Here is a 21,312-nt window from a genome sequence, read left to right on the forward strand (position 1 = left end):
CAGGACAGCGGCGCGCTGCTCGTCCCCGCACCCCGTGCCCGTTCCACGCCCCGCCCGCGCCTCCGGCCGCGGCCGCCGCCCCGGGGACAGCACACGGCGCCCGCGGGCATGCGCCGGCGCCCGGCCCATGCCCGCGGCCCTCGACCGGGCACCCCGCAGAGGCCAGCGCCGCAGGACCTCGCCGGCCAGGCGGACCGGCCGCACCGGCGGACCGGGCGGACCGGCCGCAGAGCGGACCGGCGGAGCGGGCACGGGCACGACGGGCACGACGGCGGAGCGACGACGACGGACGGCGACGGACGGCACGGACGGCGATGCTCACCGAACAACCCCGAACAACCCACGGGCGCTGCCCGGCCGGGGAACGGGACGGCGGGCGGGGTGGGCGGCCCTGGAGATAGGCCGCTACCCGATGCCGTGCTCGCGCAGGTACGCCGCGCGCTCCTCAGCCGTCTGCATCGGGCCGGTGTAGGGGCGGTCGCGCCACGACGGGCGCGGGGACGAGACGGGGGCTCCGGGAGCGGCGCGCCAGCCATGATGTCGGTCTCGTCGTAGTCGGCCGAGGTCTGGGCGACGAACACGGTCGTCTCGTTCTGCTCGTCGACCCAGTCGCCGTGCAGGTGCCAGCCGGCGGCGAGGAGCACTGCGGCCGCCGCCGCCTTCGCCTCGTCGAGCGTGCCCGGCCCGGACGGGACGTCGAGGGTCTGCTCGATGTCGGGGTCGGCATCAAGGTCGAGGCCGCCATCCTCGTCGTCAGCGTGGACGGTGAGGTGCATGTGCGGACCCTCGACCCAGGTCAGGTGGGCGCGGTGCTGCGCAGCAGGCATGGTGATTCCCTTCGTGACGGTACGGGCGTGTTCCGTACCCGCGCACGCGAGAACGGACACCGCAAGGCGAACACCCATACGGCTCCGCGACCGTGTCCGCAGAATTCGCAGATCGGCCATGCCTGGCCGGTTGGCGCCCTTGGCAGTCGTGCCCTCCGCTGCGAGGGCGTCGGCTTCCTCGATGTGCGGCTTCGGATTCAGCGAGTCCGGGCTCGGCCGAAGAGCAGCCGGTCGGCGGCGAGCGTGGCACCCAGGTACGCGTCGGCCTGCGCGGCGTCGGCGGACTGCGGCAGCGGATCCAGTCCCAGAAGCAAGACCGCCTCGCCGTTGTGTGCGACCAGCTCGGTCCAGGGCCGGTGGGTGGGCAGCCGCAATCGGCGGGAGACGCCGGGCACGTGCAGCAGCACCTGGTCGCCGACGATCTGCAGGCAGCGCTCCAACTCCGGGATGACCTCCCGGGCGCCGGCCAGGCCGCCCAGACTGATGGACAGCCGCCGTATCCGGGCATCAGCTGTCTCGGCGGTGACCGGTCCGGCGAGCGCTGGGGCGTGGGTGAGCAGGATGTGCGCGGCCTCGCGGCCGTCCGGGTGGGTGCCGGTCCAGGTCCAGGCGGCAAGGGACACGAGAAGCCGCAGTTCAGGGCCGGGCGGGGTGAGCAGGACACTCATGCTGTTGTGCCTCCTGCGGCCTTGAAGCAGGACCAGACGATCTTCCCGGACGGGGTGCGGTCCTGTACTCCCCAGCCGTCGGCGAGCGCGTTCACCAGGATCAGCCCGCGTCCAGAGGTGTCCGTGTCGGCGGCTTGGCGTGCCTCGGGGTGCCGGCGGCGGCTGTCGTGTACTTCCATGCGCACGGCTTCCTCGTCGGCGTCGAGCTTGACCAGGAAGCCGTGTCCGGGAGCGGTGGCGTGGATCAGTGCGTTGGTGGCGAGTTCGGAGACGCAGAGCCGGATGTCCTCGGCGCGGTCCGGCAGGCCCCAGTCGGCCAGGGCCTCGGAGGTGAAGGATCGTGCCTGGCCGACCGACTCGGGCCGGGCCTCGAAGAACCGCTGGGTCGACTTGGTCATCACGGTCCTAGCGACTCGGCGTCCACGACGCGGGTGGTGCCGGGGTGGCGGCGGCGGGCGGGACCGCTGTGGGAGACGGCATGGTGGGTGGTGTGGGGCTTGCGGACCAGTAGCAGCCGCGAGCCGGCCGCTTCGATCCGCCGCCCGCGTTCGGCGGCTATGGCTTTCGGGCCCAGATGCGACATGGCCGGGGCGATCACGCCGTAGACGTCCGGCAGCGCGAGTACGTCCAGCAGCCCGGTGAACGCGGCCGAGGCGGGCCCGGCCGTGGCGTCGCGGTCGGTGAAGACCCCGGACAGCTGCAGTTCGTGGCCGCGGCAGTACTCGGCGAGCGAGCCGGTCAGCGCGTCCTGCCGTGCTTGGGAGACCCGCACCAGCCGCAGGAAGCCGTACACGACCGGGCCGCTGACCGGGCGATACTCCGTGAGGGGTTCCATGCTGGTGACCGTCCAAGAGGCTCGGCAGAGAGGTGACGGTCTGAGCGTGCACGCTCCTCAACTAGGGGCCAAGCACCGGCCGTTCTACTTCCGTTCCACTTCCGTCCCGCCGACCACGCGGATCTGCTTCGATGGTTGGTGGAAGGGAGTGACGCGTGGCGACCGTGCACCACTGGACCGGCCTGGAGGCCAAGGCCCTGAGGAGCGCCCTGCGCCTGAGCGTGCGGGCCTTTGCCCAGCAACTCGGCCTAGCCGTCGCGACCGTCTCCAAGTGGGAGAGCAAGCTCGCCGACACCGAGCCCCGACCCGACACCCAGGCCATCCTCGACACCGCCCTCAGCCGCGCGGACGCCGCCGTCCACTTGCGCTTCGAAACGCTCCTGTCCGAGATGACGAGCACCGGGCAGAGCGGCGGTCGGCACCGCGTCACCGCCTCGGGCCCCAGAGTCTGGGAATACGAGACCTGGGCCGACGACCTCGACCGCGTCGTCGTCTCCCTGTCCCGGCAGAACTTCGCTTTCGCCGACAGCCTTCTGAACCGGTGGCTGAGCCGGTTCAAGGCCCCCGAACTGGACGAGAAGGGCCTGTACCTCTTCGCCCGGTCCACCGCTCTGCTCGGCGATCTCAAACGCGACCAGGGCGCCGTGCTCGGCCCGCTGTCCGCCCACCACTCCTACGCCGACGCCCGCGCGGTCTTCACTCAGCTCGACATCCCGCGCCGCGTCGCCCAGCTCGACCTCTCCCTCGCGGTCGTCACCGAGATGTCCGGCAAGCTGGAGATCGCTGCCCGCAACTACGAGACCCTCGCCGTCGACGACCGGCTCTCCCGCCGCGACCGCGCCCGGGCTCGGCTGTGGGTGGGAACCGCGCTGAGCAAGGACGGCCAGCACGACTATGCGACCCGCGTCATGCAGGCCGCGACCCGCGACTTCGAGGACCTCACCGAACCGGACGACTGGTCAGTGGCCCACCAGAAGCTCGCCCTCGCCCGCCGTGGTGCCGGCGACCTCACCCAGGCTCTGCACTTCATCGACATCGCCCGCAGCAGCGGGACCATCGAATCACCGATGCAACGCGTGCGACTGGATACCGCTCAGGGCCACATCCTGCTCTCCGATCCGGCGACCCGGGATGATGGATACCTCGTCCTCGAACAGGCCGCACGAACGGCCGCGAAGTACGGACTCGTGCACCAACTGCGCAGCATCGAGGGCATTAAGGCCATGAACGAGGGGCCAGTTGGCCCCCGGCAACGGTGACCAGGGAGAGCAAGCGCGTGAGCGACAACCAGCAGTCCATCACCGAGGATCAGTGGCGTCAGGCCAAGCTGATCTGGGACTACCACCAGATGCACCACGAGGTGCGCCCCATTGACGTGGCGGTCGGGCTGGGCAGCCACGACCTCGGCGTCGCCACGCATGCCGCCGAGCTGTATCGCTCCGGGCTCTTCCCGACCCTGGTGTTCACCGGCGGCAACAGCCCCACCACCGCCAAGGTCTTCCCGCGCGGCGAGGCCGTCCACTTCCGCGAGCACGCCATCGACCTCGGCGTCCCCGCCGATGCGATCCTGCTGGAACCGGACGCCGGAAACACCGGGCAGAACATCACCTTCTCCCGTGCGGTCCTCGCCGCCGCTGGCATCACCCCGAGCACGGTGCTGCTGGTCTCCAAGCCCTACATGGAACGGCGATCGTTCGCGACCGCCCGCAAGCTGTGGCCCGACGTCGAGATCCTTTGCGCGTCGGAACCGCTGGAGTTCGACGACTACGTGAAGTCCATCGGCGACGAGAAGCTCGTCCTGGACATGCTCGTCGGCGACCTCCAGCGAGTCATCGAGTATCCGAAGCTCGGATTCGCCATCGAGCAGGAAGTCCCCAAGGACGTACATGCCGCGTACGAGTCCCTCATTCATGGCGGCTTCACCAGCCGCCTCATCTCGTGAGCTGCCCGCCCCGGGCGGGTTGTGCGCGATCCACCAGCCGAATTTCTTTCCCCGGCTGACCACGCTGGCCAAGCTCTTCGCGGCGGACTACTGGATCGTGCTGGACGACGTGCAGTTCACCCGCCGCGACTACCAGCACCGAGCCCGCCTCGCCTGCCTCGACGACCCCGCCCGCCAGCAGTGGCTGACCATCCCCACCCGCCTGCCCAGCGGACGGCCCACCCTCATCCGGGACGCGTTGATCGACGATGTGGATCTCGCGCGCCGCAAGACCGTGGGCATGCTGCGCCAGCACTACGGGAGCAGCCCTCACTGGCCGGCCCTCGCCCGGGTTCTTGGCCCGGTGTTGGACGCCTTCGCCACCGGACGGACCGCGACGGTTGCCGAGGTATCCACACGCCTCCTGTTGGACCTTCTCGGTTGGCCGGGACGGATCCTCGTCAGCAGCGATCTGCCCGCCCGGCCGGGGCGCTCCCAGCGGCTCGCCGACCTGGCTGCCGCGACCGGTGCTCGCGCGTATCTGTGCGGGACTGGCGGCATGGCCTATCTGGACCCGGCCCCGTTCGCGGCGCAGGACGTCGCAGTGGTCCCGTTCCAGCCGCCGACGGCCGGGATCTGGTCCTCCGGCCGCCGGCTCAGCGCCCTGTGGGCGCTGGCGGCGCTCGGCCCGCAGGGCGCGGCTGCCCGGTTCCACGCACTCGCAGCGGAGCCCCGGACCTTGCTGGAGACTGTCGCCCAACCGTGGCCGCCACTTCCTTAAACACGGAGACGTACTCCCTGAAGGTCCTCCGGGGTTCGCCGCAGTCACTGGTGTGCTCAACGAAAAGTAGGTGCAGGCCGTTGGCGGTGGCCGAGTTTCGCCTTTCCCTGGTCACTTGGTGATCGAGACGCAGAGGCCCTAATTCGCCGCACGAGTGGTCTCGCGTACATCAATGCGGAAGGCCTACCCAGACCGGCAGTATCCGGGGAGACCGATGGTGGTGGAGGGGCTGCATGTCATGCTTTGAGACGGTCTACTTTCTTGGTCTCGCCGACCTGATTTCGGTGTACCTCGTGAACAGGGTGCCGGAGCGGTCCGTCGTACTGCGCTGAGCCTCTCGCAGACCAAAGGCCACCGGCCGGGAATGTCAAATAGCTGCACACGTGGCGGGCTGCCCCTTTCCCACCTCAAGTAGCAGGGCTCCGGCAGGGGCATCTGACCGAACTTCCGCTGGATGTCCCGGGCCGTCCGGGTGCAGCGTGCGCCGTCGCCACGGCCTCGGCCCGACCGGCGCCCAAACCCCCAACGATGGCCAGATCCTCGCGAGGATCCTCCGCGTCTTACCGTAGAGCGGTGAAGAACGATGACCACATTTCGCCAGAGCTGGTGCGTTACGGCACCCAGGTCACTTCCGCAGACGTCCATGCTCTGGGTCAGTTCGTCCTTCAGCGCACCAGGAGCGCGCTGAAGGACGCATCCGCAGGCAGCGTTGCAGGTCAGATGGCGCTCGGCCTGCAGATGACCGTCAAGACCCTCACCGGGCAGCTGACCGCCTACCTAGCTGTTGCTGCGGACCCGGAATCTGCGTGGAACCGCCTCGCGCGCATGCTCGTAATCGACTCGGCGTGGAATTTGCTCCTCGATGCCGCGCACCCCTGGACCCACCACCCCACCTACGACAAGGAACGGTGGCAGCGCACCAAGCTGAAAGAGTCCCTAGTCATGGCGCAGATCGATGCCGCGACGGCCGGTGACAAGCAGGCGCTGGAATGGCTAGAGGCCCTGTGGAAGAGCATCGAGCAACCGGCTTAACCGGCGGGCCGCAGCGGCGCCCCCGACGTCACGTTCGCCGTCCGCGGTGAGGGCAGCACGCTGCCTTCAGGCGTCCGTCGCCACGAGTACGTCGCTCTGATGCGTCTTCTCGCGGGCGCGAAACCCCTTCGGAGCACCGACACCGAGGTGCCCTGTGACGATCCGGGGTGCGCGGCGCGCGAGATGTACCTGACGAGTGACGACAGCGGCAGCGTGCCGGCGTCCGACCCGCTGCCCGCGCTCGCCCGGCGCGCCGCTTCGGCTACTTCGAGTACCGGACGCACCCGCACCACGATGGGTGGGCCTGTGACGTCGACCCGGTGTCGGTCCAGTGGATGTCGACTGTGCTGGCCTTATACGGCGGCTGGATGCGGATCAACTGGTTCGACCTGGGCGGTGCGGACTCGATGGGGGCGGGTCACTCGCTGTGGGAGGTCTCCGCGCACCAGGTCCGTGAGGCCAGCCGATGGTCGGCCGTCGCCGGGACCGGCGGCGTCCGTGACGAGGGGCCGACCAATCCGGGCGCCGCGCCGGTTCTCCCGCTTCCGCCCGAGGTCAAGCGCAAGGCGGCCGCGGAGGCCCGCCGCTGACGGGTGCCGTGGGGCGTAGGCCGTTACCGCACGCGGTGCGATCGTTGCCCTGTATCGTCGTGGCAGCGTACTTCGCTGGTGCGCGCCGCGGCTGGGCCCACCTCTGGTCGAGGGTGAATCGAGCGGCCGCTCGGAAGCGAACGTGACTGGTCGTACCGGATTGTCCCTGACGCCTCGTACGCTCCCTGGCGGCTGCTGTGGTGGGACGGCATCGCGAGGGATGTGCAGGAGTTCGTCATGGCACCGAAGAAAACCAACCTCAGCCACCAGCAGCAGATCGCCCGGGCGTTGAACCGGGCCTGCGGGTGCGGCTACCAGGAGGCGTTGCGCCGGGTCACCGAGGCCGCCCGCAAGGGCTTGCTGCCCGCGGGCTTGGACAAGGCCGGCCGGGAGCAGGCCGTGAAGATCCTCCTCGCTGCCAGCGCCTCCCAGCTGGAGACACCCGCCGCGCCCCTGCCCTTGTCGGAACTCGCCCCCTGGGCCGAGCGTGCCCGGGCCGTGCTCAGCCGGTTCACCGCCCTGTTCGTCGCCGACCTGGTCGCCCAGAATGAGGACGCTGACGAGGACGCCGACGAGCGCGCCGAGTTCGCGGCGTACTGCGAGGCGGCGGAGAGCGAGGACCTCGCGGCGGCATGGCTCTACCTGGGCGCCGGATGCATCGCGTCCTTCAACCAGGGCCGGGGTCTTCAGACACACGGGGAGTGGCGGACTTCGCTGGACCAGCTTGAGCAGCAGATCCAGGAGAACTGGCGGGGCTTGGTGGGAGCGGTCGACTTCACCGACGGGTTCACCACCGCTGAGGAGGTCTTCCAGCGGGATGTATGGGACCTGCCCACCATGACGATTCTGGCCGGGTTGCCGGAGTCGTCGTTGCCCGCGACGCTGCGGGCGTGGGCCAGGGCCTGTGGCAGCGTGGCCGTGGGGGACGCGGGACGTGCGCTGGTCGCCTTCGACCGGGCCCGTGAGCACCGGTTCGCGTCCGACCTCGCGCAGATCCAGGTCTCCATGATGCTGCGGGCCCTCACGTCGAGCTACACGCTGCCGGAGCTGGTCGAGTTCTCCGCGCAGTACGCTGACGCCCTGGCCCGCCACCACATCGCCGCCGCCGGCGGTGGCCCGGATGCTGACGCTTCGGGCACGGCTCCCTCCCCCTCCGCTGCCGGACAGGAGGGCTGAGACGTGGCACAGTCCCTTCCTGCCATCTCCGCTAAGGGCCTTGAGGTCCTGGGCGTGGAGTTGCCCGCGCTCGCCGCTATCCGAGTCGCCCTGACCGGCGGTGGCGGCGGGAAGTATCACGTCCCCCACTCAGACCTGCGGCGCTACTCCTACGGCGGCTGCCGCTACGCCCGGCCCGCTGCGGACGCGGCCACCTACCCGCTGTTCGAGGTGTTCGGCGAGATCTGCAAGAAGTGCGCTGTCTCCCTTCCGGACGCGCCGGAGGCCTTGTGGCGGGCCGCCTCGTTCACCTCCGAGCAGGCGGTGGCTCTCCAGCGCGCCCGCGCGGACCGGGCGGTGCGCACCTGGCTCGGCTACGCCCGCTACGCGGCCCAGCCCCAGCCCGGGCAGGAGGAGCAGTTCGAAGCCTGGCTCAAGCGGGCCCGCAGGGACCGCAAGCTGTCCAAGGACGCCCGGGCGCTGGCGCAGGCCCGCCAGGAGTTGGAGGCCGGCTTCGTCGAGTTCCTGGCCGGGTACGCCGCGGACTGCCCGGAGGTCGACGCCTACAACGGTGCCCGTGATGCGGTGCGCCGCACGGCCGGCAGCCCGGAGCGGCGCGTCTTGGCCGAGGTGACGGCCGCGGTCGCCGGGAGGTCCGTCCGGCGTCCGCAGCGATACGAGTCGCAGCCGGAAGTCGATGTGTGGCCGCTGGTGTCCGGGGTGTGGCTGGCGGCCCGCTCGCGCGGGATCGGCGCCGCCCGCACGGCCGGGCTGGTCCACGACGCGGTGTCCAAGGAGTTGGCCGGGGCTCGCGTCGTGGACGTCACCCGCCTCCCTCCGCCGCAGACCCGGGGCGAGGGGTACGCCAGCCCCTCGGCCTGGGCGGATCACGAGCTCGCGGTGTGGTGGCCGCGCGCGATCGCGGAGGCATGCGCGCGGCTGGAGGCCGAGTTCGAGGCTGAGTCGGCGCACATGGCGGCGCGGCTGATGCTCGTCCACGACTGGCCGCTCACGAACGGCCGGGACGCCCCCATCGCCTACCTCGCCGCTTCCCCGGTGCTCGGCCTGGTCCCCTTCGGGTTCCGGCGCCGCGACTACTTCAGCGACATCGGAGACGCCACCGGGCCCTCCTACTCGGCGGCTATCGCAGCGCCCGGGCACATCGTCGCCAAGCTGGAGAAGGAGCAGGCCGCCCAGGGCAGGCACCACCCGCCCCGGTTCGTGGCCGGCGGCCCCGTCACCGGCCGCCGCCGCACCGACCAGAGCGCCGCCCTGAAGCTGCTGCGCACCGCCTTCCCCCTGTTGCCCACGGACGCCGACAGCGGACCGGCCGAGGTGCCGGCGGCCGTCGAGGAGCAGCGCCGTGCCCGCGCCGCGACGGGCCACCGGCTCGAGCGCGGCGACACAGACGAGCGGGCCTACCGGACCGCGGCCGCGCTGAGCGACGGCTACGGCTGCTGGATCCCGGGCGGGAGCGAGGAGACCGCGTTCCTCAAGGAGCTGAAGTCCTGGCTGGGCTGGCACGTGCTGCGCGTCGACACATGGTGCGGACCCGAGGGTGGCGAAGGCGTCTGGGCGAGTCTGTACGGAACCCTCGACGACGTCGGCGAGGGTGAGCTGGCGTTGAATCCCGGCGGCCAGCACCACCCGGTCCGGGTGCCTCTCAACCAGGTGGTGGCGCTGGTCGGCGCACCCCGCTGGGACCGGGACCAGCACCGGGAAGCTCCGCTGTGGAAGCCGTACGAGCCGGTTCGCGCTGTGGGCGCCGCTTCCGCAGGCGTGATGGAGCGCCGTATGCGCGTCCTGCCCGGCGTCGACGAAGAAGGGTGACAGGACACGCTGGTACCAGGTGAGGCCGTGAGCCTGCCCGACGTCGTCGGGTGGGCAGTGCCTCATCACCGAGACACCGGCGGACTTTCGGGCCAGGCCGCCCCGGCGTGCACGGAGCGGCCGCCCCTGAGGACGACCGGGCCGGGGCGGACCGGCCGCTACGGAAGGAGAACTCGCTGGACGGGGATACCGGCAGCACTCGCCTGCTTCTCCAGCGGCAGCACTTCGCTGGCGTGGCGGACGATCGCCACGCACAGATCAGGGCGGCGGGCCGTCAGCTGCTGGTCGCGGAGTCGAGCGGCCTGGTCGTAGTGGTGTGCTGTGTCCGCAGCCATCGGAGCGGAGATCAGGCCCACATCATCCGGCAGCTCCAGTCGTCCGACCCATTCACTCACGAAGCGGTCGACCGCCGTTTCGCAGCCGTGCTCCAGGATCAGGGTGTGCTCGGTCCCCGCAACCTGAACCGTGTCATGCCAGATCTGCAGCAGCACGTCCTCGACGGCCTGCCGGTCGGTGACCTCGGGCGAGCCGGTGACGAGCACCACGACCGGCAGCAGCGAACTCGGCGACCAGCGGGTGATGGCGCAGCCCTCGCCGATCAGTTCACGGATCCGGGCCAGGATCTCGGGGGCGCGCCGGCCGGCCTCGTCGCGGGCCTCCGCCGATACCGCCAGTGTGCACAGTTCCTGCCCCTGGGCGCCGAGCATGGTCGGCTCGACCTGGTCGGCGAGGTCCTCGCCCACAATGTCCGGCCATCGGTCCCGGATGACCTGAGGCAGGGCACCGGAGGCGGCCTGTATGACGATGCCCGTGATCTTCGTCTTCGGGGCGAGCAGCTCGTTGACGCGGGCGGTGAGCGAGGTGCCGAGCAGTCGGGTCTGGGTGCGCCAGGCCGAGCTTGAGCATCGCACGTGCAGGCGGATGTGGTCGTCGATGCCGACCGGCTCCACATGCCGGGCCACATCCTCGCCGACCGCGGGAGACCACCAGGCATCGAGATCACTGAACCACTCCGGTTGTGTCACGGGCATGCGTCGCACTCTCCTCTCACCATTGCCCCATGATGCCGGGCGCGATGTACACGACCTCCACCCCCCTATGCCGCGCCGTGGGTCAGCCCTGCCCAGCAGGTGCGGAATGGACAGTGGCGCAGTGCAGCAGAAGCCCGTAGGGCCGGTGCGGCGGTGCCGCGCCGCGGATCATGGCCCGGCTGTCGCACTCTGGACAGATCTCGTCCAGCGGGGTGACTGAACGGGCCGCTCGCCAGTGGTGCACCAGCTGGCGCACCACACCGGTGGCGTAGTCGGCCGGGTCCAGCCGCCAGGCAGGCCGCGGCCACGCACCGACAGGTGGACGTCCACCTGTCGGTGCCGAAGGCGGCGATGGCCGCCGGCCCCGCCACGGTGGCCGTGGCGGGAGCCACACCTCAGGTGGTCCCTTCGCGAAGCCGTCAGGAACCACGGTCCGGGGGGAAGGCATGGGTCCATGACCTGGACGCTGCCGGAGCCCATGCTCGCTGCCCCCGTGCCCGATCCGGCCCTGCCGCAGGGGTGGGCCGCAGAGCCTAAGTGGGACGGGTGGCGGGCTCTGCTGTCGGTGGACGCCGGGCGACTCGTGCTCCGCTCACGCAAGGGCACCGATCTGGGCCCGGCCTTCCCTGAGATCCCGTCCGCCACCACCCAGCTGCCGGACGGGACCGCCTTGGACGGAGAGCTGGTCGTATGGGAGTCCGGGCGTCTGGCGTTCGAGCGCCTGCAGGGCCGGTTGCATCGGCGCGGTGCAGGAGCGGCCCGGCTCGCCGCGCAGTGGCCGGCGCACTTCGTCGCGTTCGATCTGCTGCGCCTCACGGGTACGGACACGACCCGGTGGCCGTACCGGCGCCGCCGGGCCGCGCTGATGGACCTGTTCGCCGAGCAGCAGTTGACCGCGCCGTGGACGCTGTGCCCGTCGACCACCGACCCGGGCACCGTCCGTGAGTGGCTGACCTGGACCTCTACCGGGCTGGAAGGAGTCGTCTTCAAGAAGTTGGACGGTCTCTACGCGCCGTCGGCGCGCGGGTGGAGCAAGTACAAGGTGCGCGAGACCGAAGAGGTGATCGTCGCGGCGTTCACCGGCTCGTTGGCCGCGCCGCGCACGCTGCTGCTCGGGCGCTACGACGTCGATGGGCATCTTCAGTACACCGGGCGCAGCACCACGCTCCCCCAGACCGCGGGCCGGAGCGTCGGCCAGCTCCTGGTCCCTGTCGGCGGCGAGCACCCCTGGACGGGCTGGACGTTCTCCGCCGGATGGGGCTCCCGCGAGTCCCTGCACGTCAGCCTCGTGCGACCGGAGCTGGTCGTGGAAGTCGGCGTCGACGTCGCCCGGGGCAGCTCTGGGCGGTGGCGGCATCCTGCGCGATGGCACCGAGCCCGCCCCGATCTCATCCCCGACGACGTCCCTCGCTTCGAGGCAGGGGCGGTGGGGAACTGAGGACAACGGTGGTGCCGGACGCGGTCGTGGTCAACAGGGGCCTGGCCGGTCTGCTGCGGTGGGAGCAGCGGATATCGGATGATGTCGACCAGCAGTTTCGGGACTTCGGTAGAGCGAGGGGCGGTTCATGACGCAGGTCCAGGTGGCGAGCGATCGGGTGACGGGGCGGGTGTGGACGGTACGTCTGGATGCTGCGGGGCGAGGGGTGGCAGCGGTGAAGGTCACTTGCAGCCTGCCTGTGACCGCAGCGCCTGGACTCCGCCGCTCAGGGGCGGTCCTTCGCCACCGCTCATCTGAAGGCTCACCTGCGGGCGGCTCCGTTCGACGAGCGAGACGGGCACCGGTATACCCGTGACGAGATCCCGGTCTGCGTTCACCCGGACCGGGTGGGGCTCGCTCCAGATCTGTTGGCTCCGCCCCGCACGCCAGATCCGCCGTTGCCACCACCGCCGCCGCGGCGCAGGTGGTGGCAAGGGAAGGGGGCATGAGGTGGCGGGAGGTCTCTGGGCAGTCAGCCGAAGGCCGAGAACGTGCGCTCATTCCGTTCCACGCTCTGCCGCTGGGCCGGTCGCAGTCCGCTCCAGTCCAGTGCTTGCCGAGCCTGAAGTTCTGTTTGCTCGGCCGCGTTCCGCGTCTCGGCCAGGACGTCGCCGCGCTCCTTGACCAAACGTTCGTAGATCGGCGGATGCTCCGGTATCTCTCCAGCTTTCATATCGCTCGATCTTGCCTGTTAACCGATGATCTGTCAGGCCTGTTCCGTGGTGGACCGTCACGGAACAGAGGCTGATCGAGGCCCTCGCGGAGCGAGGGCACGCTCCTGGTCGGTGGGACTCCTCGTCGGGCCCACCCGGCGTCGCCACATCCTCGCTTGTGCCCGGCCTCCGAGAACCGCCCCCGCCGGCGGAATGCCGATGCTGGCGGGTCAGGCGGTGCGGGAGCGGAGCTGGATGACCGTGCGCTGACCGGTAGCGCGCTCGCCGAGGCGGTAGATGGGAGAATTGGAGAGCTTGTCGACGAACTCCAGCCAGCCGTCCTCAACAAGCTGGCCGCGGACACGGGAGAACAGGCTCGGCGTCCAGCCCAACCATTCCTCCGCCAGCTCGCGGGCCGTCTTGCGCACCGCGCCTCCAGGCTCTTTCGGCATGATTGCGTACAACTGCAGCAGGAGTCGCTGATTGGGGGTGAGGTCCTCGGAGCGGCGCAGAACCTCTCGTGCCAGAACCTGCGGGTCATCGGCGGTCATCACGACTTGTCCCCCTTACAGGCCCGTTCTTCTCGAGGCCTGGGATTTCGGGCGGGTTGTACGCCCGGATGGCGTCTCGCTGCTCGGCGGAGGACCCCTGGCTGGCGAGGTAGGGGGTCACTTTGTAGAACTTCTGGCGGCCGAACTCCTCCACGAAGAAGAGCAGGCGGCGCTTGACGAGGGTGCGGACAATCCTTCCCAGCGCGTCGCCCGTCATTCCGTTGCGGTCGGCGATGTACGCCGTGGTCTTCATGACCGGCTCGTCGTACCCCGGCGTGGCCCCCACGAACCACTGCAGGATCCGGAACTCACGGTCGGTAAGGCCGCCGTCCTTTTTGGGTACTGCGGCCAGTGCCTCGAGCCGGTCGTTGTCGATGGTGCTGTAGGCACCGATGTAGCCAAAGCGGGTCTGTGGCTCGCCGCGGCCGTCGTGCCGTTGGTGCGCGGAGCGCGGCATCGGGAATCTCCGGTCCCTCGACATGTCCCATGAGTACAGGCGTTACGTTACCCCGCGCAGGATCCGTGAACTAGCAGGACATGTACTTCAAGGACATCTATGCCGTTCTACAGGTCCGGATATACGGACTGCAGGAGCGGAATGAAGCGGTCCGTGAGCCGGTATAAGACGGTCCGTCAACCGGCATATCCGATCTTGGAACCGGTATCCTGACCATCAAAACACCAGGTCAGAGTGGGTTCTCGCGTGGTCCCCTCTGTATATACACAGGACCGGTCCCACCACCGGGCCGTACAACCACAACATTCCCGCGGCATCCGGCGCGCCGCGCGGCCTTCGACGATTGATCAGCCATGACGGGCCCGGTGGCGACCTCGGCTACAACCCGTGCAGGACCGCGCCGCCGCACGTGCTTCTCCACCTGCGGAAGGCCACGTAGCCGTGCGGCCGGCCACGGCCTCACGGCGGCACTCCCACCTGCCTCAGCCACGCCTTCTGGCTTTTTCCGTCACGGCCCGAGCCACCCGAGACTCAGCAACGCTGCTGCCGTCCACGAGCTGCACTTGCGTACGGAGTCGCACGCGAAGCCGCCTCGACCCCCACCCCGCACCCACCGGCCTCAGCCCGCCCAGACGCGCGGGCCCCGCAGCTGGTCGGGAGCGGAGACAGGGCCGGCACTCCGCCCTGACGCGTGGAGGAGGGAGACACCAGAAGGATCGGCCCCGTCCTCGACGGCGAAGGTCGGGAAGGACGATGAGAACCTTGGGAGCGGCCGCACCTGCTGCGGGGGTGGCGGACCGCTCCCCCGTCACGTTGCACCGAAGGCGCGTCATCGTGACCACTGCGTGCCTCGTGGTCCCCGCGACGGTCTCCACGATCACCCCGCGGGGAGCGGTCATGCAGCTTTCACCGGGCGCAGCTTTCGGTCTGACCGGCTGACCGCTCGACATACTCGGCGCCCAGTGGGCCCGTCACCGCCAGCTCGACCGGTCCCTCAAGCCCCCGCCCCCGTGGCCAGGAACTGGCGGGCGCCCCGCAAGGTGGTGTGCAGCTTGTTCTGGGTGGCGTGACTGTCGAGCCGGACGTCGAGGGCCCCAAGGTGCGTGCTCTCGGCGCGCAGTCCCACGGGCAGGCGGGAGGCGTCGAGCCCGTCGCGCCGGGCGATAAGGACGCCGAGTTCGTGCCGGCTGACGGCGTCAGCACCCGCGAGATGGTGCATGCCATGGGCGTCGGAGAACGCGAGTTCCAGCAGCGCGGCCGCCAAGTCCCTGACGTGCACCGGGCAGCGGAAGTCGTCAACGAACAGAACGCCGTCTCGCGTACCGGCCGCGAGATCGTGCACAGCACGTTCGTGCTCGGACTGCCCGTCGCCGATGATCAGCGAAGTGCGGGCCACCACAGCGTCCGGATGCACCAGAAGAACTCCTGTCTCCGCCGCAGCCTTCGCCGCCCCGTACGGGGTCACAGGATCTGGCAGACAGGCCTCGTCGTAGTGGACGCGGGCACCGGAGAAGACAGCATCGCTAGATACATGGACCAGACGGCAGCCGTGCCTTGCCGCGGCCATCGCCAAACGGACGGGGCCCTCGGCCGTGACCGACCAATCGGCATTGCCGCTGGTCGCATTGACGACGAGGCTCGGCGCTGCGTCGGCGACGACGGCTTCGACGCGGCCGGCGTCCCGTAGATCGAGAGCGTGCCACGCAATCCCTGGAGTACTGCGAGGCCTGGACGCGTAGGTCGCGGCCGTCGAGTGCCCCGCCGCTGCCGCCTGGCGGACCAGCTCCGTGCCCAGAAATCCGCTGCCACCGATAATGAGGACCATCATGAGGCGACACCGTAGGCGAACCACGCGTCGCTCGAAGTCTGAGTGAGACAACAGCAGGGTTTGAGAGGGTGGGATTCATGGAGCTGAAGATCGGACACACGGACCGCCCGGCTGTGGCAAGAGCTTGAGTCGGCCGCCCCTCGATCGGCAAGACGCTGATCCACGGTGTAGGCGGCCGCGTGTGCGTGAACGTGTTGAAGCGTGTGGTCAGCGAGATCGACAGTCGGGAATCCGCAGGACTGCTCCGGGCCTTCCCGGAACATGCTCTTCGCCCTCCTACCGGTGCCAGGTGTCCGTGGGGGCGGCCCCGCCCCTGGATGCGCCCGCGAGCAACTACTACACGATTCCCCGGACAGTCGTCGGGCCCGAGGCGGTGGCTGAACAGCACCAAAAGATAGTTGCTTAATTGCGTTTATCGTCGTAGAGTTAAGGCATGCGCAACATCGTCGCCGCCGTCACTCCGCTCATCGAATCCCACTGGGTGGGGAGCACAGCGGTAGATCCGTACGGTCGTACAGGAATCGTCCGGCTCGTCTACCAAGTCGGCCTCGTCCAGGTCGCCGTCCTCACCGACCCGACCCCCGCCGTGAACACGTGCCCGATCTGGGACCTACCCGTCGATCTGCTGACGCCCGACGAGGGCACCGCTGCATTCCCCGACTACCGGGAGCAGTCCAGGGTGATGGACGGCCTCCGGCTCCGCCTGCTGATCAGCGGGGCCTCCGCAGCCGACGAGGACGACTATCGCGTCCTGAAGGACCGCTACCGCGTCCTGGTGGGTCGCCTCACCCCTTACCCCGGAGCCCAGCACCGTCTCCACCGGTTTCTGATTGCGCAACTCGCGGCGGGCGACAGCGTCATCGACACGTTCCAGGGACGGCGGGGTGTCGTCCTCGATCCCAACCCTCGCCCGCTTCCGCACATCACAGACCCGATGGTCGTCCAGTTCGAAGAGTCGCGCAGTCGCGATGACCAGCGATGGCCAGACGGAACCGCCTTCCTCTCCGTCCAAGGGCTCTTTCCGTCTCTCGGGCTCCTCTGAGTCGTCCGGATGCCGACGGCGCGAGCACGGCGCCGTCGGCCTCCGACGACGGGCCCATCCAAGCCGCGACCGGACACAGCCCGGTCGGACTTTCCCTGGCTCCGGCCATGAGTACACACACGACGCCCCGCCCGGACCACAACCCTGGGCGCCTTCGCTTCCTGGAGCCACTGATGAACACTTCCTGGCGCACTGTCCCCATGCCCTCCCGCGTCGCCGAACTGCCCCGCAACAGTGCGGGACGGCCTGTGCCCGGCAACATCGCCTGGCACGGGGTGGACGATGACGGCTCGCTCCTTGTGACCGCCAGCCCGGAACTGGGCGGCCACATCACCTGCCGGTGCACGCCAGGGCTCGGGACCCCCCTCTTCGGGGAGCAATGCCCGGTCCGACAGCGTGAGTTCATGACCCAGAGGCGTTGCGGCCTCTGCACCAAGGGCATCCCGTCGACGGAGCAGCTGGCCTTCATCGGGGAGACCGCCGCCCCGTACTACCTGGAGCCGCCGCTCCACCTGTCCTGTGCTGCCTACGCCTTGCAGGTGTGCCCGCGGCTGCATGCGGCCGGCGAAAGCATCGAGGTCGCCCTCGCGCACGCCTACACGCTGACGGAGGAGCGGATCACCGGAATGACGTCCGAAGGTGGTTTTGTGCGCGCCCAGTTCCGTTTCGGCGACCCGATGGCCCGGCAGTTGGCAGTCCTGGAGTTCTACCTCGCGGTCCCCGACGCTCCCGAGCGGCGGACCGGACCGGCATGGCTGGTTGAGCTGGCGCAGCAGCCGCTGCTGTGACGCCGGCCGACCTCCGGGGTGAGCGCGGACAAGCCTCAAGACATGTTGCTTAATTGGTTTTATTACAGTAGAGTTAGAGGTGTCCGGGGTTACCGGACTCCCCCTGATCCGGCCTCCGCGCCGCTCTTCTCGCGCGCCAGCGCTCCACGCAGCGCCCGGCCCTCTGACGTGGCTCCCCACGGTGGAGCAACGCCTTCCCGAACGGACCTCATGCAGCACATCGATGCCGCCGAACACGGCCCCGCCCCCTCCGTAAGAATTGCACGCGCCCGACATCGCGACCTGGAGGCCGTTACCGGTCTCCTGTCCCTGGTCAACCCGGGACAACCGGTCCCCGACATGGTTGCTGTCGCTCTGTCCTTTCCGCCCGGACGGCTGACACACGGGGACTGCCTGTGTCTGATCGCCACCGTCGGCGGCCAAATCGTCGGGGCACTCATGGCCAGCCCCCCGAACTGGACCGAGAGACATCCGCTGCGTGGCGAGCTGGTGCGCAGCGTCCTGTACATCGGGGGCGTCGCGGTCGCGCACGACCACCGTGATCGGGGCATCGCCAGCACACTGCTGTGCGCGGCGGAGCAGCACAGCCGCAGTGCTGGGCTACGGCTGCTGACCCTGGAGCACCCGTCCGCGCTGACCGGCTTCTACGCCCGGCACGGCTATACCGCGGGCCAGGACCGTCTGCTCGTCGCACTGCCCGGCGGGGTGCAGGTACGGAAGATGCCCGGCCATCAGACCGCCGTGAAACCGCTCGCATTCGGGGTCGGGATCGCCCAGGTCCCGGGAGCCCCGGCAGGCATCGTCACCGGACTTCTCAAGGGGTGTGATGTGCCGCCCTCGGCACGCTACGGCAGGAACGGTCTGATCACTTGATCCCAGGCTGCTCGGCCTCCCGGGGGCACGCGTGACGGTGGCACCGGGAGTGCCACGTCTCCTGCCGCACTTCCTCACCTCATTTCATCGTCCCGTATTCCATAAGGACACTTCCTTGAACACCGCCCCCACGCAGCACGCCGCCGAGATTGCCAGCTCGCTTGCCGCCGTCATCGACAAGCGCGACGCGCCCCACCCCGCCCGTCGTCACCGGGAACACATCGCGGAACTGCTCTACACGGCGTGCACCGCCCTTCTCGAAGCCGAACAGCCCGCCGCATCGGGTACGACGGGCGCGGGTCCCGTTCCGGCGGACGCGGCTCTCCCCCTCAGGGAAGCGGAGATCCTTGCCAGCCGGGCCCCCGGGACAGGTCTGCCCACCGGATTCACTGCGATCGTCCTCGCTCCTGTCACGGGCAGAGCCCCTGAGCCGCCCTCTCCCGTCAACCTGGTCTCTCCTCACTTGGCCCGGGAGGAGGCGAAGTTGCGGGCCCGCCTGGCCCTCGTGGAGGAGTGGCTGCTCGACACCCAGCACCCCGACGTGGTGCCCGCGTATGTCGCTCTGTCCCTCGCGCTGCGCATCAAGCTCGCCCTCATCGCCGACACCATCCCTGTTGACGAGCCCCTCCCCTACCGCCAGCGCTGACGCGATGCGCTCGACAACTCCGGTCTCCCGAGGTCCGCCGATGGCGAGAGCCCTCCGATCGCCATGCACACCCAGCACCGCCGCTCCATTGCCATACACGCACGAACGGATTCACTTCATGACCACGCTCACCCCTGACCAGGCGCTGTCCACCCACGACGAGTACGAGCAGGCTGTACGCCGGGCCTTCGCGGCCGCCGAGGACTACTACGGCGACAGCGAGGGCACGGGCCTCCTCGACAACGTGACCTACGACCGGCTCGTCCGCGCCATCACGGACTGGGAGAAGGGCCACCCGCAGGACATCGCCGCGGATTCGCCGACCGGCAAGGTCGGTGCAGGCGCGGCCCCGGCCGGCGACGTTGCCCACACCACACGGCTGCTCTCGCTCGACAACGTCTACAGCCCGGCGGAACTCCTCTCCTGGGGTGCTTCGGTCGACCGGCGACTGGGCCGCCCGGCCGCCGGCGGCTGGGCCGTTGAGGTCAAGCTCGATGGAAACGCCATCGCCGCCCGCTACCGAGATGGCCGTCTGACGCAGATCATCCAGCGTGGCAACGGCAGCTACGGCGAGGACGCCAGCCACCTCATCAGCACCAAGGACACCATCGCCGGACTGCCCGTCCAGCTGCCTGAACCGATGACCTTCGAAGTGCGCGGCGAGATGGTGTTCACCCGCGAGCAGTTCGAGCACGCCAACGTGGTCCGCCTCGCACACGGCGCGAAGGCGTTCGCCAATGCACGCAACGGCCTCTCCGGCACGCTGCGCGCCAAGAGCCGCGCGTACGAACTGCCCATGACCTTCTTCGCGTACGGCGCGGTCGACCTTCCGGGCGAGCCGTTCCTGCCCCAGGGGGCCACCCACACCGAGATCCTGAAGGCGGTCACCGACGCGGGGGTGCAGACGGTCGCGGACACGCCGACCGGGGCCCGTGCGGTGGCGACGCTGACCGAGGCGCAGCAGCGGATCGACGAGATCGCCGAGCAGCGTGCGTCGCTGCCTTTCGAGATCGACGGAGTGGTTATCAAGGTCGACGACGCGGCCGAGCAGGCCGCGGCCGGCGCGGGGAGCCGTTTCCCTCATTGGGCTATCGCCTACAAACTGCCCGCGGTGGAGCGCATGACGGTCCTCAAGGCCGTCACGTGGGAGGTCGGGCGGACCGGCGTTCTCGCGCCGACCGCCGAGCTGGAGCCCGTTGAGGTGGACGGGAGCACCGTCTCCCGGGCTACCTTGCACAACCCCGCCGACATCCGGCGGCGCGACCTTCGCCTGGGCGACACGGTCACCGTTCACAAAGCCGGCGACGTGATCCCGAAGGTCGAGGCTCCGGTGGTGGCCCTGCGGCCGGTTGGCGCCGAGCCGGTCCCGCTGCCGGAGAAGTGCCCGAACTGCGGCGATGGGATCGACAAGAGCCAGAAGCGGTGGCGCTGTGTCAGGGGCAGCGCGTGCCGCCTCCCGGCCCTTATCGAGTACGCCGCCGGACGCGACCGGCTCGATGTCGACGGCTTGGGCAAGAAGTACGTCGAGGCGCTTGTCGCGTCCGGCGCGGTTGCTGACATCGGGGACCTGTTCGGCCTCACCGCCGAGCAGTTCAGTGAGGCATCCGGCAGCACCAAGCGGGGCGCCAAGCTGTTCCAGCAGATGGAGGAGGCCAAGCGGCTGCCGCTCAACCGGATCTTCTGCGCGCTCGGCGTCACGGGAACCGGGCGCAGCATGTCCAGCCGGATCGCCGGACACTTCCGCACGATGCAGAACATCCGGGATGCCGATGTAGCGGCACTGCGCGAAGTGGAAGGCATCGGTGCAGAGAAGGCACCGCTGATCGCGGAGCAGATCGCCGATCTGGCCCCGGTCATCGACAAGCTCATCGCCGCAGGCGTCAACATGGTGGAGCCCGAAGAGCACTCCGGCGCCCCCGGTCAGCTGCCGCTGGACGGGAAGACCGTGGTCGTCACGGGGAAGATGACCGGTCCGCTCGACGGCCTGGGGCGCAGTGACATGACTGCGCTGATCAAGAAGGCAGGTGGCCGGGCCGGAAGCAGTGTGAGCGCCAAGACGGACTACCTCGTCGCTGCGTCCGCGGCGGACGGCAAGCTGAGTTCGAAGGCGGTCCGGGCGCAGGAGCTGGGCGTGGAGGTCCTCACACCGGACGCGTTCGCCAAGCTGCTGGGCGATCAGCTCAGCTGACCACCGGGGGCGGGGGGCTGCGCCGCGCAGGGCGGCTCAGCCCCCCGCCATGCATTGCTTAATTGATTTTATGTGTGTAGATTCTCGATTGGTGGCCGTCTGACGGCCCCGCAGACAGGGACACGTGGGGGAACTTGAT

At 69.6% G+C, this 21,312-nt stretch carries 21 protein-coding genes and 1 pseudogene; 13 read left to right on the forward strand and 9 right to left on the reverse strand.

Annotated features, from left to right (window positions below; translation table 11 throughout):
• The 4 genes and pseudogenes from ACIREO_RS22125 to ACIREO_RS22140 form a co-directional block, all read right to left on the reverse strand.
• Positions 1–306, reverse strand: a pseudogene (locus tag ACIREO_RS22125) (hypothetical protein); the annotation flags it as partial.
• A 718-nt stretch (positions 307–1,024) separates the two neighbouring features.
• Complete coding sequence (locus ACIREO_RS22130; RefSeq protein ID WP_404112905.1) at positions 1,025–1,495, reverse strand: DUF5949 family protein; 471 nt, start codon at positions 1,493–1,495, stop codon at positions 1,025–1,027.
• Positions 1,492–1,893 (reverse strand): ATP-binding protein, encoded by a 402-nt coding sequence (locus ACIREO_RS22135; protein WP_404112907.1) that lies wholly within the window; start codon positions 1,891–1,893, stop codon positions 1,492–1,494. Before ACIREO_RS22135 ends, ACIREO_RS22130 begins: the two co-directional genes overlap by 4 nt.
• Complete coding sequence (locus tag ACIREO_RS22140; protein WP_404112909.1) at positions 1,893–2,330, reverse strand: hypothetical protein; 438 nt, start codon at positions 2,328–2,330, stop codon at positions 1,893–1,895. The genes ACIREO_RS22135 and ACIREO_RS22140 overlap by 1 nt, the downstream gene beginning before the upstream one ends.
• A gap of 155 nt (positions 2,331–2,485) precedes the next feature.
• On the opposite strand from ACIREO_RS22140, the gene ACIREO_RS22145 reads away from it, so the two are divergent.
• From ACIREO_RS22145 to ACIREO_RS22175, 7 genes are all read left to right on the forward strand, one after another.
• Positions 2,486–3,589: a helix-turn-helix domain-containing protein gene (locus ACIREO_RS22145; RefSeq protein WP_404112911.1), complete on the forward strand. Its 1,104-nt coding sequence runs from the start codon at positions 2,486–2,488 to the stop codon at positions 3,587–3,589.
• Positions 3,590–3,606: 17 nt separating this feature from the next.
• Positions 3,607–4,272, forward strand: a complete 666-nt coding sequence (locus ACIREO_RS22150) for a YdcF family protein (RefSeq protein ID WP_404112913.1) — start codon at positions 3,607–3,609, stop codon at positions 4,270–4,272.
• Complete coding sequence (locus tag ACIREO_RS22155) at positions 4,241–5,032, forward strand: WbqC family protein (protein WP_404112915.1); 792 nt, start codon at positions 4,241–4,243, stop codon at positions 5,030–5,032. Before ACIREO_RS22150 ends, ACIREO_RS22155 begins: the two co-directional genes overlap by 32 nt.
• A gap of 573 nt (positions 5,033–5,605) precedes the next feature.
• Positions 5,606–6,064 (forward strand): hypothetical protein, encoded by a 459-nt coding sequence (locus ACIREO_RS22160; RefSeq protein ID WP_404112917.1) that lies wholly within the window; start codon positions 5,606–5,608, stop codon positions 6,062–6,064.
• A 344-nt stretch (positions 6,065–6,408) separates the two neighbouring features.
• The gene (locus tag ACIREO_RS22165; RefSeq protein ID WP_404112919.1) at positions 6,409–6,654 is read left to right on the forward strand and encodes a hypothetical protein; all 246 of its coding nucleotides are present in this window, start codon (positions 6,409–6,411) and stop codon (positions 6,652–6,654) included.
• Between the two features lie 237 nt (positions 6,655–6,891).
• Positions 6,892–7,830 carry a hypothetical protein gene (locus tag ACIREO_RS22170; RefSeq protein WP_404112921.1) on the forward strand — a complete coding sequence of 313 codons (939 nt, stop codon included), beginning with the start codon at positions 6,892–6,894 and terminating at the stop codon, positions 7,828–7,830.
• Between the two features lie 3 nt (positions 7,831–7,833).
• Positions 7,834–9,639, forward strand: a complete 1,806-nt coding sequence (locus ACIREO_RS22175; RefSeq protein ID WP_404112923.1) for a hypothetical protein — start codon at positions 7,834–7,836, stop codon at positions 9,637–9,639.
• A gap of 158 nt (positions 9,640–9,797) precedes the next feature.
• On the opposite strand, the gene ACIREO_RS22180 is transcribed toward ACIREO_RS22175, so the two are convergent.
• Positions 9,798–10,670, reverse strand: a complete 873-nt coding sequence (locus tag ACIREO_RS22180; protein WP_404112925.1) for a DciA family protein — start codon at positions 10,668–10,670, stop codon at positions 9,798–9,800.
• A gap of 454 nt (positions 10,671–11,124) precedes the next feature.
• Here ACIREO_RS22180 and ACIREO_RS22185 point away from each other — a divergent pair, with 454 nt between their 5' ends.
• The gene (locus ACIREO_RS22185) at positions 11,125–12,108 is read left to right on the forward strand and encodes an ATP-dependent DNA ligase (RefSeq protein WP_404112927.1); all 984 of its coding nucleotides are present in this window, start codon (positions 11,125–11,127) and stop codon (positions 12,106–12,108) included.
• 511 nt (positions 12,109–12,619) lie between these two features.
• Here the strand turns inward: ACIREO_RS22185 and ACIREO_RS22190 are convergent.
• From ACIREO_RS22190 to ACIREO_RS22205, 4 genes are all read right to left on the reverse strand, one after another.
• Complete coding sequence (locus ACIREO_RS22190; RefSeq protein WP_404112928.1) at positions 12,620–12,820, reverse strand: hypothetical protein; 201 nt, start codon at positions 12,818–12,820, stop codon at positions 12,620–12,622.
• A 210-nt stretch (positions 12,821–13,030) separates the two neighbouring features.
• A complete protein-coding gene (locus tag ACIREO_RS22195; RefSeq protein ID WP_351869410.1) occupies positions 13,031–13,351 on the reverse strand; it encodes a replication initiation protein, RepL2 in 321 nt (106 codons plus the stop codon).
• On the reverse strand, positions 13,338–13,808 hold the full coding sequence (locus tag ACIREO_RS22200; protein WP_404112930.1) for a hypothetical protein: 471 nt from the start codon (positions 13,806–13,808) through the stop codon (positions 13,338–13,340). Before ACIREO_RS22200 ends, ACIREO_RS22195 begins: the two co-directional genes overlap by 14 nt.
• Before the next feature lie 994 nt (positions 13,809–14,802).
• The gene (locus tag ACIREO_RS22205) at positions 14,803–15,636 is read right to left on the reverse strand and encodes an SDR family oxidoreductase (RefSeq protein ID WP_404112932.1); all 834 of its coding nucleotides are present in this window, start codon (positions 15,634–15,636) and stop codon (positions 14,803–14,805) included.
• A gap of 433 nt (positions 15,637–16,069) precedes the next feature.
• Between ACIREO_RS22205 and ACIREO_RS22210 the strand changes: the two genes are divergently transcribed.
• The 5 genes from ACIREO_RS22210 to ligA all read left to right on the forward strand — a co-directional run bounded on the left by ACIREO_RS22210 (position 16,070) and on the right by ligA (position 21,173).
• Positions 16,070–16,678: a hypothetical protein gene (locus ACIREO_RS22210; protein WP_404112934.1), complete on the forward strand. Its 609-nt coding sequence runs from the start codon at positions 16,070–16,072 to the stop codon at positions 16,676–16,678.
• A 404-nt stretch (positions 16,679–17,082) separates the two neighbouring features.
• Positions 17,083–17,466 carry a hypothetical protein gene (locus ACIREO_RS22215; RefSeq protein WP_404112936.1) on the forward strand — a complete coding sequence of 128 codons (384 nt, stop codon included), beginning with the start codon at positions 17,083–17,085 and terminating at the stop codon, positions 17,464–17,466.
• Positions 17,467–17,805: 339 nt separating this feature from the next.
• Positions 17,806–18,339: a GNAT family N-acetyltransferase gene (locus tag ACIREO_RS22220; protein ID WP_404113539.1), complete on the forward strand. Its 534-nt coding sequence runs from the start codon at positions 17,806–17,808 to the stop codon at positions 18,337–18,339.
• A 115-nt stretch (positions 18,340–18,454) separates the two neighbouring features.
• Entirely contained in the window at positions 18,455–18,985 is a 531-nt protein-coding gene (locus ACIREO_RS22225; RefSeq protein ID WP_404112938.1) for a hypothetical protein, read from the forward strand.
• A 118-nt stretch (positions 18,986–19,103) separates the two neighbouring features.
• On the forward strand, positions 19,104–21,173 hold the full coding sequence (ligA, locus tag ACIREO_RS22230) for an NAD-dependent DNA ligase LigA (protein ID WP_404112940.1): 2,070 nt from the start codon (positions 19,104–19,106) through the stop codon (positions 21,171–21,173).
• The last annotated feature ends 139 nt before the right edge of the window (positions 21,174–21,312 follow it).

Origin of the sequence: Streptomyces sp. NPDC102441, assembly GCF_044765585.1 — a bacterium.
GTDB lineage: Bacteria > Actinomycetota > Actinomycetes > Streptomycetales > Streptomycetaceae > Streptomyces.

Coding starts and splice junctions, on each gene's coding strand:
- ACIREO_RS22205 (WP_404112932.1), bottom strand. CDS start 15,636: ATGATGGTCCTCATTATCGGTGGCAGCGGATTTCTGGGCACGGAGCTG.
- ACIREO_RS22210 (WP_404112934.1), top strand. CDS start 16,070: ATGCGCAACATCGTCGCCGCCGTCACTCCGCTCATCGAATCCCACTGG.
- ACIREO_RS22220 (WP_404113539.1), top strand. CDS start 17,806: ATGGTTGCTGTCGCTCTGTCCTTTCCGCCCGGACGGCTGACACACGGG.
- ACIREO_RS22155 (WP_404112915.1), top strand. CDS start 4,241: ATGGCGGCTTCACCAGCCGCCTCATCTCGTGAGCTGCCCGCCCCGGGC.
- ACIREO_RS22195 (WP_351869410.1), bottom strand. CDS start 13,351: ATGACCGCCGATGACCCGCAGGTTCTGGCACGAGAGGTTCTGCGCCGC.
- ACIREO_RS22215 (WP_404112936.1), top strand. CDS start 17,083: ATGACCCAGAGGCGTTGCGGCCTCTGCACCAAGGGCATCCCGTCGACG.
- ACIREO_RS22135 (WP_404112907.1), bottom strand. CDS start 1,893: ATGACCAAGTCGACCCAGCGGTTCTTCGAGGCCCGGCCCGAGTCGGTC.
- ACIREO_RS22180 (WP_404112925.1), bottom strand. CDS start 10,670: ATGCCCGTGACACAACCGGAGTGGTTCAGTGATCTCGATGCCTGGTGG.
- ACIREO_RS22130 (WP_404112905.1), bottom strand. CDS start 1,495: ATGAGTGTCCTGCTCACCCCGCCCGGCCCTGAACTGCGGCTTCTCGTG.
- ligA (WP_404112940.1), top strand. CDS start 19,104: ATGACCACGCTCACCCCTGACCAGGCGCTGTCCACCCACGACGAGTAC.
- ACIREO_RS22185 (WP_404112927.1), top strand. CDS start 11,125: ATGACCTGGACGCTGCCGGAGCCCATGCTCGCTGCCCCCGTGCCCGAT.
- ACIREO_RS22140 (WP_404112909.1), bottom strand. CDS start 2,330: ATGGAACCCCTCACGGAGTATCGCCCGGTCAGCGGCCCGGTCGTGTAC.
- ACIREO_RS22170 (WP_404112921.1), top strand. CDS start 6,892: ATGGCACCGAAGAAAACCAACCTCAGCCACCAGCAGCAGATCGCCCGG.
- ACIREO_RS22190 (WP_404112928.1), bottom strand. CDS start 12,820: ATGAAAGCTGGAGAGATACCGGAGCATCCGCCGATCTACGAACGTTTG.
- ACIREO_RS22200 (WP_404112930.1), bottom strand. CDS start 13,808: ATGCCGCGCTCCGCGCACCAACGGCACGACGGCCGCGGCGAGCCACAG.